The organism is Paenarthrobacter sp. NPDC057355 (genome assembly GCF_042667405.1).
In the GTDB taxonomy this organism is placed as follows: Bacteria; Actinomycetota; Actinomycetes; order Actinomycetales; family Micrococcaceae; genus Arthrobacter.
Window position 1 is genome coordinate 97457 of the sequence record NZ_JBHVAL010000005.1, and the last position, 16808, is coordinate 114264.

The window sequence follows — 16808 nt, forward strand, 5'->3', positions numbered from 1 at the left end:
AAAAATGTTTACCCAACTAAGTAACAGCAAACGCTCTACTGAGGGCCCAGTGGGACGTTTGCTGTCACCTACTTGGGCGGCCGGGGGTGCGGGAATCAGTGGCCGCGGATGATGCGGCGTTGGGTTGCTGCAGCGATGGCTGCCGTGCGGTTATCCACCCCGAGCTTCGAATAAATGTGCACCAAATGTGTCTTCACGGTGGCTTCCGAAATGAAGAGCTGTTTGGCCATGGCCCGGTTGCTCATCCCCGTGGCGAGCAGCTCCAACAGCTGGACTTCACGCCCACTCAGAACCGGCGAAGGGTTCCTGATCCGCCCCATCAACCGTGCCGCGACTTCGGGAGCCAACGCGGTTTGCCCGGCAGCAGCGGATAAGACGGCCTGCCGGATCTGCTCCGGAGGCGCATCCTTCAGCATGTACCCACTTGCCCCGGCCTCCACGGCGGCGAGGATGTCGGCGTCGGTGTCATACGTGGTCAGGATCAGGACCGGCGGCGGGGGAGTTCCGGCCTCTCCGGCCTTGATCTTTTCAGTGGCCGTCACACCGTCCATGCCACTGCCCATCTGCAGATCCATCAGCACCAAATCGACAGGCTCGCCCAGCGTGTGCAGCTTGCTCAACTCGGCCAACGCGGCATCACCATCGGAGGCTTCGGCCACCACCGTCACGCCTGGAAAATCGCTCAACATTGCGCGCAGGCCGGCCCTGACCACCGGATGATCGTCAACCAGCAAAACCCGGATATCACTCATTCCGACTCCTCCCCGTTCGGCAGCGGCACGCGGATCGCCACCACGGTTCCCTCGCCCGGCGCCGACTCGAGGTCCAGCCTGCCATCCAGTGCCGCCAGCCGTTCGCGCAGGCTCAGAAGCCCGACGCCGGTGCCGTCGCCGCGCGCTGTACCAGCCGTCGTCGTGGGTTCAAAGCCGACGCCGTCGTCGAAAACGTCCAGGGTCACCTCGCTGCCAAGGAACGACAGGGTCACGACGGCGGCACGCGCCCTGGCGTGCGCCCACACGTTGGCAAGGGAGGCCTGGGCGGCCCGGAGCAGGGTGGTCTGGTAGGTGTTCGGGAGTTCAACTGGGGCCCCCACCACCTCAAAGCGGCATTTGAGCGCGGACCCACGGGCAGCCGCCTCGGTTTCGGTCTTCTCGCAAAGCCGGCGCAGAGTGTCCACAAGCCCGGACTGTTCAAGTTCGGGCGGCCGCAGTCCCCGTACGAAACTCCGCGCCTCCGCCAGGTTGGCTGACGCTGTGTCCTGGACAATCCGGAGCCGCTCCTTCGCGGTCTCCACATCGCCGCTGTCCAGGGCTTTCTCGGTGGAACGCCCCATGAGGACGATGCTGGAGAAGCCCTGAGCCAAGGTGTCGTGGATTTCGCGGGCCAGGCGTTCGCGCTCGGCCAGCGTACCGGCGTCGTGCTGTGTTTTGGCGAGTTCGTCGCGGGTCCGGCGCAGCTCCTCGGCAACCGCACGCTGGCTCTCGGCTTCCAGGAACAGGGCGCGGTACGCGAGCCCGGTCACCACCGCGAATGCCGCTCCGAACACGGGTCCCAGCACCATGGCCAGCTGCAGGCCGCCGTCGGGATTACCTCTGCTGTGGAACCACAGGGTACCCACCAACAAGGCGGTGCTGAGCACAATGGCCGGCAACGCCAGGCGCCGTGGGAGCAGGTGCAACTGAAGGAAGAACAGCGGGAAAGCCACCCAGGCAAAGTCACCGCTGACCAGGAGCAGCAGCAGCCAGAGCACCATCACCGCGGCCAGCCACCACAGCGCGTAAGGTGCAGGGTTGAATCTCGAGGGATCGCTGGCGTGCCGCTTCTCCAGCACGGTTCCGGCGAGGTACACCAAGGCCAGCAAGGCAGAGAGCCCCAAGCCGGCAATCACTGCCACTGGGGAAGGCGCACCCGCAGGGCCGGCGCCAGCCAGCAGCCGGACGGTCGCCACCAGCAACAACACGGCAAAGCCGACGTGCAGGCTCACGCGCAGGACGCGGAGGATCGTGGCGGCACCGATGGGGGACTGCATGCCTTCCAGCGTATCCCCGGCCCTCCGCTACAACCCCCGAAAACCCTGTAGCGGGGCCTGAATCAACCATTCGGATGATTCCCGTTTCAACCGCCCGGCGCCGGCGAATCCATCCGGCTCCCGATGTACCGGGGGCTCCTCGACGGAAGAGTTGAAAGCACGGGACCAAGCCCGCATCCGACAGAAGGAATCCGATGTTTCTCGCCATCCGCGACATCCGCTTCGCCAAGGGACGATTCGCCCTCATGGGAAGCGTGGTCGCGCTCATCACGTTGCTGCTCGTCATGCTTTCCGGGCTGACGGCCGGACTGGGCAACCAGTCGACCTCCGCCATTGCCGACCTGCCTGCGCAGCAGATCGCCTTCGGAGCACCCGCGGGGGGTGAGCCGAAAGCCTCGTATACGGAATCGGAAGTCTCCGCAGCACAGCTTCAGAGCTGGCGCGAGCAGGCAGGCGTGAGCTCGGTGGAGGCCCTGGGCATCAGCCAGTCCCGCGTGCAGTCCCTGGCCGACGGCGGCACCCCGACCGGCACCGCCAACGTCGCGGTCTTTGGTGGAGCGAACGGTCCAGCGGCTGTTGGAGACGGGACCGTCGTCGTGGGTAAAACGCTGGCCAAGGACCTGGGACTGACGAAAGGCAGCCGGCTGCGGCTGGGCGGCACTGACCTGACCGTCGCCGATGTCGTGGAGGACCAGTGGTACTCGCACACCGGCGTTGTGTGGACCACCCTGGACACCTGGCGTTCAGTTGCGCACGCTGCACCGGGTACAGCCACTGTCCTCGCCATAACTTACGACGCCGGAACCTCCGTGGACGTCGACGCCGCCAACGCTGCGGCCGGCACAGTCAGCACGGACCGGACCGGATCCTTCCAGGCGTTGGCGTCGTACAAAAGCGAGAACGGCTCCCTGCTCCTCATGCAGGCATTCCTCTACGGGATCTCCGCCTTGGTGATTGTGGCCTTCCTGACCGTGTGGACGGTCCAGCGAACCCGCGACATCGCCGTCCTCAAAGCCCTGGGCGCGTCCTCCGGTTACGTCCTGCGGGATGCCTTGGCACAGGCGGCCCTGGTGTTGCTCGCGGGGGCAGCGGTTGGGGGACTAGTGGGCCTGGCTGGGGGAGTCCTCGCCGCCGAAGCCGCGCCGTTCCTGGTCACTCCCCTCACCACGTTGCTGCCTGTGGCGGGGATCGTGCTCCTTGGCCTGGGCGGAGCGGTATTGGCCGTTCGCAAGGTCACCACGGTGGATCCGTTGCTGGCTCTCGGCGGCAACTAAAACATTCTTTGAAAGGCATATTCCGTGAACACTGCACTCAGTCTCGTCAATGTTTCCCTCGAATACCCGGATGGCGGCTCCACACTCAAGGCGTTGGACTCCGTGGACCTGGGCGTTGACCGGGGAGAATTCCTATCCTTGGTTGGACCGTCCGGCTCCGGCAAGTCGTCACTGCTTGCGGTCGCTGCCACGCTGATCCGGCCCACAGCCGGGCTGGTGGTCATCGACGGACAGGACGTCTCTGCCCTCAGGGAGGCCGAACGCACCGCACTGCGTCGGAGCAAGGTGGGGATCATCTTCCAGCAACCCAACCTCCTGCCGTCACTGACCGCCGTCGAGCAGTTGATGGTCCGCCAGCATCTGCGCGCCAACCGCGCGAAGGAGGCTCGGCGCGAAGCGGAAGAGTTGCTTGATGTCGTGGGCCTTTCCGCGGCCCTGCATAAGAGGCCGCACCAATTGTCCGGTGGGCAGCGGCAACGTGTGAACATCGCCCGCGCCCTCATGGGAGAGCCGGCGGTACTGCTGGTGGATGAACCCACGGCTGCGCTGGATCACGAACGGAGCGAGTCGATTGTCCGGCTCCTTCGCCAGGTGACGGATGAGTTCCGGACAGCAACCGTGATGGTCACCCACGACACCGAGTTCTTGCCCCTCACCGACTCAGTCGCGACCATGCGGGACGGACGGATCAGCCGCGCATCAGTCCCGTCCGCCCTGCCCAACTGAGTAACAGCAAACGTCGCACTGAGCCTCCATTGGAGCAAGAGCTGTCACCTAGTTGGGTGAGCCGAGGAGGGCCTGGTCTTGGGCATCGTCGTAGGCATCCCGGGCCTCCATGATGGTGGGCACATGGCTCTCCGCCCATTCACGCAACAGGGACAAAGGCTGCAGCAGGGACTCGCCCATGGGCGTGAGCTGGTAGTCCACGCGGGGCGGCACCTGTGCGTAGACGGTCCTTGTGATGAGGCCGTCGCGCTCCAAGGTGCGCAGGGTCTGGGTAAGGACCTTGGGGGTCACCACATTGACCATCTTGCGCAGCTCGGAGAAACGGACAGGTCCATCGCCAAGCACTTGAATCACCAGCGAGGCCCACTTGTCGCCGATGCGCTGGAAGATGACGCGCGACGGGCAGTTGGGATCCAGGATGTTCGCCGGGAGGTCTTTAGTATCCATGAGGTAACTGAGTTCCTTAGAAGCTATCGGTATCAAATAGATACCTTTGTTTCATTGCAAGGATAGCAACCCCAAGGAGAGCAATGAAAATCGCAGTCTACGGCGCAACGGGCATGGTCGGCAGCCAGATCGTCAACGAATCCATCAACCGGGGCCACGAGGTCACCGCTATCTCCCGCAAGGGCGCCGACGTTCCCGGTGCTGCAGCCCAGGCTGCGGACCAGGCCGACGCACAGACGTTTGCGTCCATCGCCAAAGACCACGACGTCGTCGTGCTGGCTACGGGACCCAGCCGCACCGGCGGCGACCACGGAGAATGGCTTGACGCCATGGCTACCGCTTTCAGCAACGCCGAAGGTACCCGCCTGATGATCGTGGGCGGCGCCGGAACCCTGGAAATCGACGGCGTCCGCCTCCTCGACTCCCCGGACTTCCCCGAGGCCTACAAAGCCGAGGCCACCACTGCAGCCAAGGCGCTCGAAGCCGTGAAGCAGACCCCGGAATCCCTCGACTGGACCGTTCTGGCGCCTGCACCCGTCATCCAGCCGGGCGAACGTACCGGCGAATACAACGTTGCCAAGGACTCACCCGCCGGCAGCACCATCTCCACCCAGGACTACGCAGTGGCCATGCTGGACGAGATCGAAAGCCCGGCCCACCGCCGCGCCCGCTTCACGGCCGCAAACTAGCACCGGCCAACGCTGGCTGAAGCCAAGCGTTCGCTATAGCCCCACGCCCAGCCCGGGTACCTCTGTCTTGAATATGTCCTTGAGGGCATGTTTAGCGGCGTGGTACCCGGGCATTCCTGTGACTCCGGGCCCGGGCGGCGTTGACGACGAACACAGGTATACGCCGGGCATAGGAGTCCGCCACGGGACGTTGGACACCACGGGCCGCTGTACCAAACCGCGCAAGTCGAGCATTCCCGCGCTGAAGTCTCCGCCCACGTAGTTTTCGTTGTACGCGGACAGTTCCGCCGCCGTCGTGGTTTTCGACGCCACCACAACGTCGCGGAAGCCCGGCGCATACCGTTCAACCCGGGCAGTAACGGCCTCAGCCATGTCCACGGTGGAGTTCTTGGGGACGTGACAGTAGGTCCACAGGATGTGGCGCCCATGAGGGGCGCGGGAATCGTCCAGCAGAGACGGCTGGGAGACCAGAACATAAGGGTCGGAGGGATGTCTCCCCATGTCCACGAGGTTCTCCGACTCGGCCATGGCCTTCCGCGAGCCGCCCACATGCACTGTCCCGGCCTGGGCCAAGCCAGCGTCCCGCCAGGGCACCGGACCCGAAAGGATGAAATCGACCTTGCAGGCCGCATTCCCGAAGCGGAATGATTCCAACGCGTGCCGGTATTTGTCAGGGACTTCGGCGCCGCCAAGACGCGCCAAGGTGGGCGGAGCCACATCGAGCAGAATGGCCTTGGCAGGCCGGACCTGGTCCAGCGAGTCGACCCGCTCACCCACCTGAATGGTTCCTCCGTGCGCTGTCAGGTCATCCGCCATTGCCCTCGCGATGGACATTGAACCCCCAACAGGTACTGGCCAACCGCCCGCATGGGCAAGGACGCTGAGCAACAGCCCGGCGCCGGTGGAACTGAGCGATGGTTGTGAGCCAAGCGCATGCGACATGACGCCGGTCAGGAGCGCTGGAGCTGCGTCCTCGCGGAAACGGCGACCCCAGAAGGGTGTGCCTTGGTCGAGCGTGGCCAGCCCGAACAGGACGGCAGCCAATGGGTCTTTCGGCAGGCGCAGCAGTTGGTTCGACGTGAACTCCACAACCCCGTCCACTCGGGCCAGCAGCGGTCCTAAAAGCCGGCCGTAAGCGGGACCGTCCACGCCCAGCTCCTCGACGGTCCGCTCCAGGGATTGGTAGGCCAACGCAGCTCCGCCGCTGTCCAAAGGGGTACCGTGCTGGACCTCGGGGACGCGAAGCTCGATTCGGCGGGAAAGTTCGAACGCACGGAAGAACGGTGAAGCCAGGGCCATCGGATGCACCGCCGAGCATACGTCGTACAGGTGGCCGGGTCCCAGCAGTTCCTTGGTCCTCGACCCTCCGCCAATATCCGCAGCGGCCTCGTACACTTTTACGTCCAGCCCTGCACGGGCCATGACCACTGCCGCGGCGAGCCCGTTCGGGCCGGCCCCGACGACGGCGACATCAACCATCGCTCTTGACCTCCGATCGCTGGGCTTCTGAAGTTCCGGCGGCTGCGGTGGCAGGCTTGGAGGCCCAAGGGAACACGGAGCGCGAAGGACGGAAGAGGTCTATACGCAGCCAGTCCCGGGCGCCGTCAAAGGGCCCGCCATGGGGGTCGTCCTGGCCCGCCATCCGCAGGGGATCCTGGGCAGGGTCCCAGATATCCATGGCTACGCGGGCCATCAAATATGCCGTGGCCACCATGTGAAGTCCCACGGCCAGGACGTAGTAGGACATGTCGATGTTGTGCTGGACGGATCCGCCGCTGGTGGCTTGGCCGAGGTACATCCAAATGGCGGCCCAATGGAGCCCTTCGGCGGCTTGCCAGATGAGGAAGTCGCGCCAGCGAGGCCGCGCCAAGGCAAGGAGCGGGATCAGCCAGATGACGAATTGGGGAGAGTAGACCTTGTTGGTCAGGATGAAGGCGGCCACGATGAGGAACGCCAGCTGGGCGATGCGTGGCCGGCGCGGGGCACTGACAGCGAGGACTCCAATGAGCGCGCAGGCAGCAATGAACAGATAAAGCGCCAGCGTGTTGATGGTTGCCGCGTTCAGTTGTGTCCAGTGGAGCCGGTCCGCCACCAGGTTGTAGGCGAACCAGGGCGAGCTGTAACCGGCGGGTCGTGATTGCGTAAATTCGAAGAAGTAGCGCCACCCGGATGGATTCAACGCCGCGAGGGGCAGGTTCACAGCCAACCAGGAAGCCAAGGCCGCTCCGGCCGTGACGAAGAAGACCCGCAGCTTCCCACTCCGCAGGGCAAGCACCAGGACCGCGCCGAGTATCAGGATGGGGTACAGCTTGGTGGCGGTACCAAGGCCGATACATACACCGGCAAGGATCAACTTGTTGCGCGAGAAGAAGTACATGCCCAGCGCGAGCAACCCTACGGCCCACATGTCCCAGTTGATGAAGCCGGCCAGGATGATCCCGGGGGCAAGTGCCACCATGGCGGCATCCCACGGCCGACGCTTGTTGATCCGTGCTGTCAGCAGGACCGTGACAATCCAGACAGCCACAATCAGGGTGGCGTTGACGTCGAAGTAGCCCAGAATGCGCTCCTTCCCCACGCCAGTGCCGGGAACCAGCAGGGCGGTTACGCCGGCGATGATCCCCATGAGGACCGGGTACTCAAACACGCTGCCCGGAGTGAAGAACGGAAACACGCCGTCGCCCAGGCCACGGTTCTTGAACAGCTCGGGGAAGTCGGAATAGCAGGTGGCGTAGAACTGGCCGGGGGTTTCCCACCCATTGATACGGCAGTAGTCCTTCGCCAGCACGGCCAAAAGCGCAGCGATGACGGTAAGGACGATGAGCACCCGCTCAACCGTGAACGGGTGCGGGGAAACTTCACCGGGAGACGAATGCTTCCCCAATGGACCACCCACCAGTTCCGTGAAGTTGCGAAGCAGTGAGTCATTGCGGCTGGGAACAACAAAGCGGGCACGTTTCAGTTGCCGGTGCGGCGTTGTCTCCTGCATGAACCGAGCTTACAGTCAGGCGCATGCACCACCCCAGTTAAAAGGGGGAGCCCACGCGTAGCCGCGTGGGCTCCATGAGGTTCAGCATGAATGTGTGGCATCTGAACTCCTTCGTGGCCAGCTCAGGGAATCAACGGATGAGTCCCATCTGGTGCAGGACAACGTAGACATCTTCACGGCGCTGGTCGAGCAGCTGTCCGTTGAATAGTGTGCGGTCCTTGGGAGCATCGCTGCTCTTGTAGAAACGCATCTGTTCGGGGCGTTTTCGCATGGTTCACCTCCTTTCACAGGTTTCCAGCGGTATTTTGGGCACAACAATTAGAGGCCTTTGAGTTCGAGAAAAAACCCGTAGCCAAAAGAAGACACAAATAACCGAGTGTAAATAAATGAATTAAGCGGACCGAATCAGGAAAGTCCTGAATCGCCTGCATATTGCGCGTGCTTCCGGCAGTTCACCCAACAAGAAGCTGGTTCCGAACTATGGGGAAACTGCGCATCCGCGGCATGCTGCGTGGGTCCGCGCCTGCAACTGACTACTCAGCCAACCACAAGAGGGTTGGCCGCCAAGAACACCGCCGGCGATAGGCCGGCCCGGTGAATCAGGAGTGGGTCAGAGAGTTAAAATGGCGTCGATCATCAGCAGAGGCCGGGGTAGCAGTGACGGTCAACTTCCGTCCGCTAGTCAAAGTAATCATTTTTCCCAACCTCCTTCCGGCCTTTACAGCCTGCTGTGGCATTGTCCCGAGTGACTAACCGGTGAATGCGCGCCTTGTTCCCGGCGGGTCGCTCTGGGAACAAGATATAAGCTACCCCATCAAGAGGCGATTTGACCAGCACATTCGGCTAATTATCAAAAAATTTTTTGCAAATTAATGATTTACAGGCCCCAACGGACAATTGCGGGAGTGCGTTTGTCCCACCCGAGGGTGCAAACCTTCGCTGTCCCCAGGATGAAGTGCCGGCCCTCGCGCGCGTCCATTTCCAACCAGCGTGCCGTGAGAATGCGGGAGAAATGTCCATGTGCCACTACCAGCACATTGTCCATGCCTGATTCCAGGACCCGGCCGATGATCTTGTCCGCGCGTGCGGCTACTTCATCAAGTGTTTCCCCGTTGGGCACGCCGTCGGTCCAGATCAGGTACTCCGGGTTGTCCTTGCGGATGAGATCGGAGCTGATGCCCTCGTAGTCGCCGTAGTTCCATTCGACGGCCAACGGCTCATGGACGGCGTCCGGGTAGCCAGCCAGTTCCGCGGTCCTGCGGGCACGCCTCAGCGGGGAGGTCAGAACCAGGTCGAAGTCAATGCCTTCCAGGACCTTGCGGGCCTCCACGGCCTGCTGCTCGCCTTCAACGGTGAGTGGAAGGTCCGTCAGGCCCGTGTATTGACCGCTCTTGGACCATTCCGTTTCCCCATGGCGCAGGATCCAGAGTTGGGGGCGCGGGGAAGTCACAGCGTTCATGAGGGCTCCTCAGTTTCGGTCAAAGGCTCGACGACGGCGGACTCGGGTTGCGCTTCCCACCACGCCATCAGCTTCTGCTCGGCTTCCTCCGACGACAGAGGACCATGTTCCATCCGCTCTTCAAGGAGGAATTTGTAGGCACGTCCGACGACAGGTCCGGGCTTCAATCCCAGCAGGGCCATGATCTGCGCTCCGTCGAGGTCGGGCCGGACAGCTGCCAGCGATTCCTGTTCCAGCAGCGCCGCAATGCGGTGCTCAAGGTCATCGTAGGCGAAGGAAAGGCGGTCGGCCTTGCGCTGGTTGCGCGTTGTGACGTCCGAGCGTGTGAGCCGGTGCAGACGTTCCAGCAGGGGACCCGCGTCAGTCACGTAGCGGCGCACCGCGGAATCAGTCCAGCCGGCATCACCGTAGCCATAGAAGCGCATGTGCAGTTCAACCAGGCGGGACACGGCCTTGATGGACTCGTTGTCGAACCGCAATGCCTTCATCCGCTTGGCCGTGAGCTTCGCGCCCACGACGTCGTGGTGACGGAAGCTGACCGCACCGCCCGGTTCGAAACGACGCGTAGCCGGCTTGCCGACGTCGTGCATCAACGCGGCGAACCGCAGCACAAAGTCCGGGCCGGGAACCGGACCATCGGGGCCCGTTTCCAGCGCTGCGGCCTGCTCGAGGACCTGCAGGGAGTGCTGGTACACGTCCTTGTGCCGGTGGTGTTCATCGGATTCGAGCCGTAGGGCGGACACCTCCGGCAGCACGAACTCTGCGAGTCCCGTGTCCACCAGCAGGTCGATGCCAACGCGAGGGTGTGCTCCGTTAATGAGCTTGACCAGTTCATCGCGGACGCGCTCGGCGGAGATGATCTTGATGCGGTCAGCCATCTGGGACATGGCGAGCCGCACGTCGTCGTGGACCGACACGCCCAACTGCGACGCGAAGCGCGCTGCCCGCATCATCCGCAGCGGATCGTCCGAGAAGGAAGCCTCCGGGGCCCCGGGAGTCGCGAGTTCGGACGCGTGGAGATCCCGCACGCCGCCGAAGGGGTCCACGAGTTCCAAGCTGGGCAGGCGCAGTGCCATGGCGTTGATGGTGAAGTCCCGCCGCAGCAGGTCGTCCGTCAGGGAGTTGCCGAAGGCCACCACGGGTTTGCGGGAGTCGGGGTCGTAGGCTTCCGCCCGGTACGTGGTGATTTCGATCTGGAAGCCGTCTTTGCGCATCCCGATGGTGCCGAACGCGCGGCCGATTTCCCAGAAATTGTCCGCCCACTTCTTGATGACGGAGATGGTCTGGTCGGGCGTTGCATCGGTGGTGAAATCGAGGTCCGGGGAGGTCCGGCCCAGAAAAAGGTCGCGCACGGGTCCACCTACCAGGGACAGCTCGAATCCGGCGTCGACAAAGCGTTGCCCGAGGTCGAGCACCACCGGATCGATGGTGAAGTTAACAGAAGAGCTGTCCAATACGTGCGCCATAGTTCCTTAAGCTTGGCAGATTTTTGCGCCGCATTGGGCCACTGTTCCATGCGAAATCAGGCAAGCGTGCGCCGGGCATCTCCTGCAGTCCACCTTGTGGCCATGTCCCGGTCATCACTCCGGGGCAAGAGTCGTTAGAGTGGACCACATGGCCAACCCAGTACCGAGCGCTCCAGGCAGGAGGACAAACGCACCGTTGCCGTCGGCAATCGGTGCGCACGTCGCGCCTGCCCCGCAGCACCCGGCGCAGGCCTCGCTTCCCACAGTGGAGGAAGTGTCCGCGGGCGGCGTTGTGGTTGACACGTCCGACGGCGAACTCCGGGTCGCGATTATTGCCCGCCTTAACAGGGGTGGCCGGCTTGAGTGGTGCCTGCCGAAGGGCCATCCGGAGGGCCGGGAGAACAATGAGGAAGCAGCCGTACGTGAGATCGCCGAGGAAACCGGCATCGAAGGCCGCATCCTTGCACCCCTTGGCAGCATCGATTACTGGTTCACCGTCAGTGGCCACCGGGTCCACAAAACAGTGCATCACTTCCTGCTCAGGGCAACCGGCGGCGAGCTGACCATCGAGAATGACCCGGACCAGGAAGCCGTGGATGCCGCGTGGGTTCCCATTCAGGAATTGGCCCGAAAATTGTCCTTCCCGAATGAGCGCCGAATCGCCGACCTGGCACGGGAAGTGCTGCCCGAACATCTCTGACCCGCGTACATGGGACGATAAAGGCGATGTCTGAAGCCAAAACAACCCAGTCCGTTCAATCCGGTGAAGCCCGTTCCAGCGCCATCATGGCTGCCGGCACGCTGGTTTCCCGGTTCCTTGGCTTCGCCAAAACCTGGATGCTCGGTGCCGCCCTCGGCCTGGGCTCCACGGTCAATGACACGTTCATTAACGCGAACAACCTGCCGAACCTGATCTTCCTGTTGGTGGCCGGCGGCGTGTTCAACGCGGTCCTGGTTCCGCAGATCATTAAGGCCAGCAAGGCTCCCGACCGTGGCGCGGACTACCTCAGCAGGCTGTTGACCTTGGCTGTTCTGGTTCTTCTTGCACTCACGGCGATTGTGACCCTCGCAGCTCCGCTCGTCATCGATCTGACCACGCAGGGCTACTCCGAACAACAAAAGGCACTGGCGGTCACCTTCGCCCTGTGGTGCCTCCCGCAGATCTTCTTCTACGGGCTCTATGCCCTGCTCACCCAGGTCCTGAATGCGCACGGCGCATTCGGCCCTGCCATGTGGGCGCCCATCCTCAACAACCTCGTGGCCATCGCCGGCCTGGGCTTGTTCATCTGGATTCTCGGGGCCAACATCACCAACCCCCATACCTTGGACAACTGGGGGCCCACCCAAACTTTCCTGCTCGCGGGGTTCTCCACCTTCGGCGTGGTGGCACAAACGGCGATTCTGCTGATCCCGGTGTTCCGGCTGCGCCTGGGCCTGCGTCCGCGCTTCGGATGGCGCGGAGTCGGTTTGGGCCAGGCCGCCAAGCTGAGCGTTTGGACGCTGGCGACTGCCGCCGTCGGGCAGTTGGCGTTCCTGTACATCATGAGGATTGCGACGATCCCCGGTGCCGAGCGCCTCCGCCTGGACAATGCCGGGGACGCAGCCGCCGCGGCTGTCCTGCCCGGCAATGCCGTGCTGGAGGTCGCAAGCCAGCTGTACCTGCTGCCGCACTCGATCATCGCCCTGTCCCTGGCCACCGTCCTCTTTAACCGCATGACGCGCGCTTCGCAGGACGGTAACAAAGCGGAGCTGCGCGACGCCCTGTCTCACGGCCTTCGGACCATGGCAGTCGCCACCGTTTTCGGGGCCTTGGCGCTGTTCGCCCTTGCTGGACCGCTCGGAATGTTCTTCTCCGGTGGCGAGCCGCAGGACGGGGTCATGCTGGCCCAAACGCTCACCATTCTGGCGCTCAGCACCCCCTTCCTGAGCGCGAACTTCATGATGTCCCGCGTGTTCTACGCCAACGAGGACGCCCGTACGCCGTTGTACGTGCAGTTGTGGCTGGCAGTGATCTACGTCGTGGGCGCGTTCTTCATCCAGTTCCTTCCCGTTGGCCAGATCATCTACGCCATCGCCATCCTCTACACCCTGGGCAACATCCTTTCCGTGGTAATCAGCGTGGTGTTCCTGCGGCGTCTCTTGGGTCACCTCGACGGCCCACGCATCGCCAATTCGTACATCCGCATGGGTTACGCAGGCCTGGGATCCGCCGTGGCCGGCGCCATCGCGTTGTGGCTGCTCGGCAGCTACCGTGCCGACGGTTTCGCATGGAGCAGCCGCCCGGCCGCCCTGGTGACGGTGATCGTCGTTGGCCCTGTCATGCTGCTCGCGTACCTTGTCCTGCTTCGCGTTTTCCACGTCACGGAACTCCGCGACCTTCTGCGCCCGCTGATGAGCCGTTTGGGCCGTGGAGGCCCCGCGCCGGTGCCCGGCGAGGTGGAACCCACGACGGCGGCACGCGCCACGGTCTCGGACGATACCGGTTTGATTCCGCGCATCTCGGGTGAGTTCGACGCCGCCTCCTACCGCGCGGGACCTGCGGTAGCACCACAGCGTTCCCCTGCGCCGGCAAGCAACGAACCGGATGCGCCCAAGAGCTACCTGTCGGAGGAAGACGAACCCAGTACTGCCCAGGGCGGCAGGTTCCGTCCGTCGGTCCCGCTTCCGGGCAGACGGACCTATCAGGGCGAAGCCGGACGGAATCCATACTTCCCCGTTCCGCGGAACCGACGGAAGTGAGCCGGTGCCGCCAACGTGGGCGGCGGGCCTCAATCCGCTAGGCTAGAAACGAATATAGGTAGTTGCAGAAGCGGTTGAACCGGCCAGCCCGGCCAGCCGTGTGCAGGACCCGCAGCTCCCGGACAGCCTAGGAGGAACACGTGTCCCACCCGATCGACGTCGGATCAGTACTTGGCGGCCGCTATAAGGTCACGGCCAATGTGTTGACCTCGCATGACCAAGATCAGGTGCTCGACGGCGTGGACCAGGTCCTCAACCGTCCCGTGAGCATCCTCGTTGCGGGTCCCGGAAACGCCGAGCAGGTTGCCCAGAGCGCCCGCGAAGTGGCCACAGGGGAGCGCCCAGGCCACGTGCAGATCCTGGATCTTGGTATCAGCGACAACACCACGTACCTGATCACCAACCACAGCACCGCCCCTGATCTGCTGGACCTGGTGGTGGCCACCAACCCGCCTTACATTGAGCCGTTCTTCACGGAGACACTCGGCAGCGAGATCTTTGGGCAGGCACGCACCTATGAGCCTGAAACCTACGACGGCCTTTACGAGGATGACGAGCACGAGGCCGAATACATCCAGTACGACGAAGACGGCTACGCCATCACTCCTGAGCCGGAGGATGAGCCAGAGACCGCGGCACCCACCCGCAGCGCGCCGCACGTACCGCCCATGCCGGCATCCAATCCTTCGTCCGCCAAGAGCGGCATCGCGGGCAAGCTGGCTGCTGCCGCGGCCGGGGCAGGCGCAGCTGGCGTTGCGGCTGCTTCCGCGCTGAGGAACGCCGGTTCAAAGAACAACGACGCCGGTGCTGCCGCAACACCCGCTTCGGCTGCTGAGCCCCCCACGCAGGCTGTATCTTCACAGGCTGTTCCGTCCACCGAGCCTCGCACGGAAGCTGTGTCCTCGCAGGCCGCTCCTTCGCAGGATGCGCCCGCGCGTGAGCAGGCTTCCGAGCCCAAGGTTTCCCTTTGGTCCGAAGAGGACTACGGGTACACGGAGCGTGGTGCCGCAGCTGCCGGCGCCTCTGCAGCCGGCGCCGCGGCCTCGAACCGTGGAAGAACATCCGGTGACGAACGCGCCGCAAGCAGCTTCCCGGCGTCGTCCGCTGTCTCCGCGGACTACTCCGACGAAGACGACGTATACGAGGAAGAAGCCCCCGAAAAGGAACCACGCTCGCTGCGTTGGCTCGTGGGAGGCCTTTTGGCAGCGGTCCTGATTGTGGGGCTCGTCCTCGCCGTCACCAATCTCGGGAGTCTCCTGCCCAGCAACAAGCCTGCTGCCACCCAGACCACGCCGGTGCAGCCCTCGGAAAGTGTCAGCGAGCAGCCCCAGCCCACGGAGACAGCTCCGCCGGCGGTTCCGCCTGCCATCCAGGAAATCACCCGTCTGGGCAACTTCCCGTTCGCGGCCACGTTCGATAAGGACCTTGGCAAAGCCTTCGACGGCAACGCTGCGAGCTACTGGTCAGACATGGAGTTTGCAACGGCCAACTGGGGTGGACTGTCCGAGGAAGTTCCGCTGGTCATAAAGCTGAAGGAACCGGCTGACGTAAAGTCGGTTGTCCTTAACCAGCTCGGGGGATCCGGTGGAAACATCAGTGTGTTCACCAATGATCGTCCCGCCATGGACGGTGCCAAGCTCGTGGGCACCAATAGCTTCACGTCACCCGAGCTGACTATCCCGCTGGCTACCCCCACCAAGGCCCAGTACGTCATTGTCGTCATCAAGGCGCTGCCCAAGCTGGCCGCACCGAAAACGCAGTACGGGTTCGGACTCCGCCTGGCTGAGGTCGCCGTCCAGTAGCCTTATCAAAGATGTGACAGCAAGGGCCGTTCTGATTCGTCAGGACGGCCCTTGCTGCTACCCGCTCCAGCGTCACCGCTTAGATATGACGGGGGCCCAGACGGTAACCTGAATGCTGGTGGCTTTTAGGGTCCCCAACTCCAACGGAATATTTGGAACGCATCAGGGGTTGAGTCAGGTGGCTGCCCCGAAAGCCGCAGCATCGACTAAGGAAGAGGTTCACGCCACGTGAGCATTGCAGAAAACAGCGCATCGCAGGTGCGTGACGTCATCATCGTAGGTTCAGGCCCTGCCGGCTACACAGCCGCTGTATACACCGCCCGCGCCAACATGAAGCCTCTGCTCATTGCTGGCTCCGTTACTGCCGGCGGCGAACTGATGAACACCACCGAAGTTGAGAACTACCCCGGGTTCCCGGAGGGCATCATGGGACCGGACCTCATGGAGAACTTCGAGAAGCAGGCCGCACGCTTCGGCACCGAAATCCTCTTCGAAGACGTCACCGAGCTCGACCTCGACGGCGACATCAAGACCGTGACCATCGGGACGGGGGAGACCTTCCAGGCGAAGGCCATCATCCTGTCCACCGGCTCTGCCTACCGTGAGCTCGGTCTGACCAACGAGAAGAGGCTCTCAGGCCACGGCGTTAGCTGGTGTGCAACCTGTGACGGTTTCTTCTTCAAGGACCAGGACATCGCCGTAATCGGTGGTGGCGACTCTGCAATGGAGGAAGCTCTCTTCCTCACCAAGTTCGCCAAGTCCGTCACGGTGGTACACCGCCGCGACACCCTCAAGGCCTCCAAGATCATGGGTGACCGCGCCCAGGCGCACGAGAAGATCAACTTCGTCTGGAACACGGCTGTTGAAGATGTTCTCGGCGGGGACAAGGTCACCGGTCTGAAGCTGAAGAACCTTGTCGATGGAACCGAGTCCGAGCTCGCCGTCACCGGCGTCTTCGTCGCCATCGGCAACGACCCGCGCACGGACCTGGTGAAGGGCAAAGTCGAGCTGACCCCCGAAGGCACCATCGCCGTCGAGGGTCGCAGCTCCCGAACCAACATCAAGGGTGTGTTCGCTGCGGGCGACGTCATCGACCCCACCTACCGCCAGGCCATCACGGCTTCCGGTTCCGGTTGTGTCGCGGCCCTCGACGTCGAGCACTACCTCGCAGACTTGCACTCCTAAGCT

General features: G+C 63.4%; 15 protein-coding genes. 7 read left to right on the plus strand and 8 right to left on the minus strand.

The annotated features are described in order from the left end of the window. Positions 1-95 precede the first annotated feature (95 nt). Both ACFUOZ_RS08315 and ACFUOZ_RS08320 read right to left on the minus strand, forming a co-directional pair. Complete coding sequence (locus ACFUOZ_RS08315) at positions 96-752, minus strand: response regulator (RefSeq protein ID WP_377546687.1); 657 nt, start codon at positions 750-752, stop codon at positions 96-98. After that, positions 749-2029: a sensor histidine kinase gene (locus ACFUOZ_RS08320; protein WP_377546689.1), complete on the minus strand. Its 1281-nt coding sequence runs from the start codon at positions 2027-2029 to the stop codon at positions 749-751. The genes ACFUOZ_RS08315 and ACFUOZ_RS08320 overlap by 4 nt, the downstream gene beginning before the upstream one ends. 194 nt (positions 2030-2223) lie before the next feature. On the opposite strand from ACFUOZ_RS08320, the gene ACFUOZ_RS08325 reads away from it, so the two are divergent. Both ACFUOZ_RS08325 and ACFUOZ_RS08330 read left to right on the plus strand, forming a co-directional pair. After that, positions 2224-3303: an ABC transporter permease gene (locus ACFUOZ_RS08325; protein ID WP_377546692.1), complete on the plus strand. Its 1080-nt coding sequence runs from the start codon at positions 2224-2226 to the stop codon at positions 3301-3303. A 24-nt stretch (positions 3304-3327) separates the two neighbouring features. Then, positions 3328-4029: an ABC transporter ATP-binding protein gene (locus ACFUOZ_RS08330; RefSeq protein ID WP_377546694.1), complete on the plus strand. Its 702-nt coding sequence runs from the start codon at positions 3328-3330 to the stop codon at positions 4027-4029. Between the two features lie 48 nt (positions 4030-4077). Here ACFUOZ_RS08330 and ACFUOZ_RS08335 read toward each other — a convergent pair whose 3' ends face one another. Further along, complete coding sequence (locus tag ACFUOZ_RS08335) at positions 4078-4476, minus strand: winged helix-turn-helix transcriptional regulator (protein WP_377546696.1); 399 nt, start codon at positions 4474-4476, stop codon at positions 4078-4080. A gap of 83 nt (positions 4477-4559) precedes the next feature. Here ACFUOZ_RS08335 and ACFUOZ_RS08340 point away from each other — a divergent pair, with 83 nt between their 5' ends. Then, on the plus strand, positions 4560-5165 hold the full coding sequence (locus tag ACFUOZ_RS08340) for an NAD(P)-dependent oxidoreductase (RefSeq protein WP_377546699.1): 606 nt from the start codon (positions 4560-4562) through the stop codon (positions 5163-5165). Between the two features lie 33 nt (positions 5166-5198). On the opposite strand, the gene ACFUOZ_RS08345 is transcribed toward ACFUOZ_RS08340, so the two are convergent. The 5 genes from ACFUOZ_RS08345 to ACFUOZ_RS08365 all read right to left on the minus strand — a co-directional run bounded on the left by ACFUOZ_RS08345 (position 5199) and on the right by ACFUOZ_RS08365 (position 11079). Then, on the minus strand, positions 5199-6644 hold the full coding sequence (locus tag ACFUOZ_RS08345; protein ID WP_377546701.1) for a phytoene desaturase family protein: 1446 nt from the start codon (positions 6642-6644) through the stop codon (positions 5199-5201). After that, positions 6637-8154, minus strand: a complete 1518-nt coding sequence (locus ACFUOZ_RS08350) for a glycosyltransferase family 87 protein (protein WP_377546704.1) — start codon at positions 8152-8154, stop codon at positions 6637-6639. Before ACFUOZ_RS08350 ends, ACFUOZ_RS08345 begins: the two co-directional genes overlap by 8 nt. Before the next feature lie 130 nt (positions 8155-8284). Beyond that, positions 8285-8425, minus strand: a complete 141-nt coding sequence (locus tag ACFUOZ_RS08355) for a hypothetical protein (RefSeq protein ID WP_377546706.1) — start codon at positions 8423-8425, stop codon at positions 8285-8287. Positions 8426-9031: 606 nt separating this feature from the next. After that, positions 9032-9613, minus strand: coding sequence for a histidine phosphatase family protein (locus ACFUOZ_RS08360; RefSeq protein ID WP_018778496.1), 582 nt, complete (start codon positions 9611-9613; stop codon positions 9032-9034). After that, a complete protein-coding gene (locus ACFUOZ_RS08365; RefSeq protein ID WP_377546709.1) occupies positions 9610-11079 on the minus strand; it encodes a CCA tRNA nucleotidyltransferase in 1470 nt (489 codons plus the stop codon). Before ACFUOZ_RS08365 ends, ACFUOZ_RS08360 begins: the two co-directional genes overlap by 4 nt. A gap of 196 nt (positions 11080-11275) precedes the next feature. On the opposite strand from ACFUOZ_RS08365, the gene ACFUOZ_RS08370 reads away from it, so the two are divergent. The 4 genes from ACFUOZ_RS08370 to trxB all read left to right on the plus strand — a co-directional run bounded on the left by ACFUOZ_RS08370 (position 11276) and on the right by trxB (position 16805). Next, on the plus strand, positions 11276-11779 hold the full coding sequence (locus ACFUOZ_RS08370) for an NUDIX hydrolase (RefSeq protein ID WP_377546956.1): 504 nt from the start codon (positions 11276-11278) through the stop codon (positions 11777-11779). A 26-nt stretch (positions 11780-11805) separates the two neighbouring features. Then, positions 11806-13818 (plus strand): murein biosynthesis integral membrane protein MurJ, encoded by a 2013-nt coding sequence (murJ, locus tag ACFUOZ_RS08375; protein ID WP_377546712.1) that lies wholly within the window; start codon positions 11806-11808, stop codon positions 13816-13818. A 140-nt stretch (positions 13819-13958) separates the two neighbouring features. After that, positions 13959-15620 (plus strand): ABC transporter substrate-binding protein, encoded by a 1662-nt coding sequence (locus tag ACFUOZ_RS08380; protein ID WP_377546714.1) that lies wholly within the window; start codon positions 13959-13961, stop codon positions 15618-15620. A gap of 228 nt (positions 15621-15848) precedes the next feature. Next, positions 15849-16805, plus strand: a complete 957-nt coding sequence (trxB, locus tag ACFUOZ_RS08385; RefSeq protein ID WP_377546717.1) for a thioredoxin-disulfide reductase — start codon at positions 15849-15851, stop codon at positions 16803-16805. Positions 16806-16808: the final 3 nt, after the last annotated feature.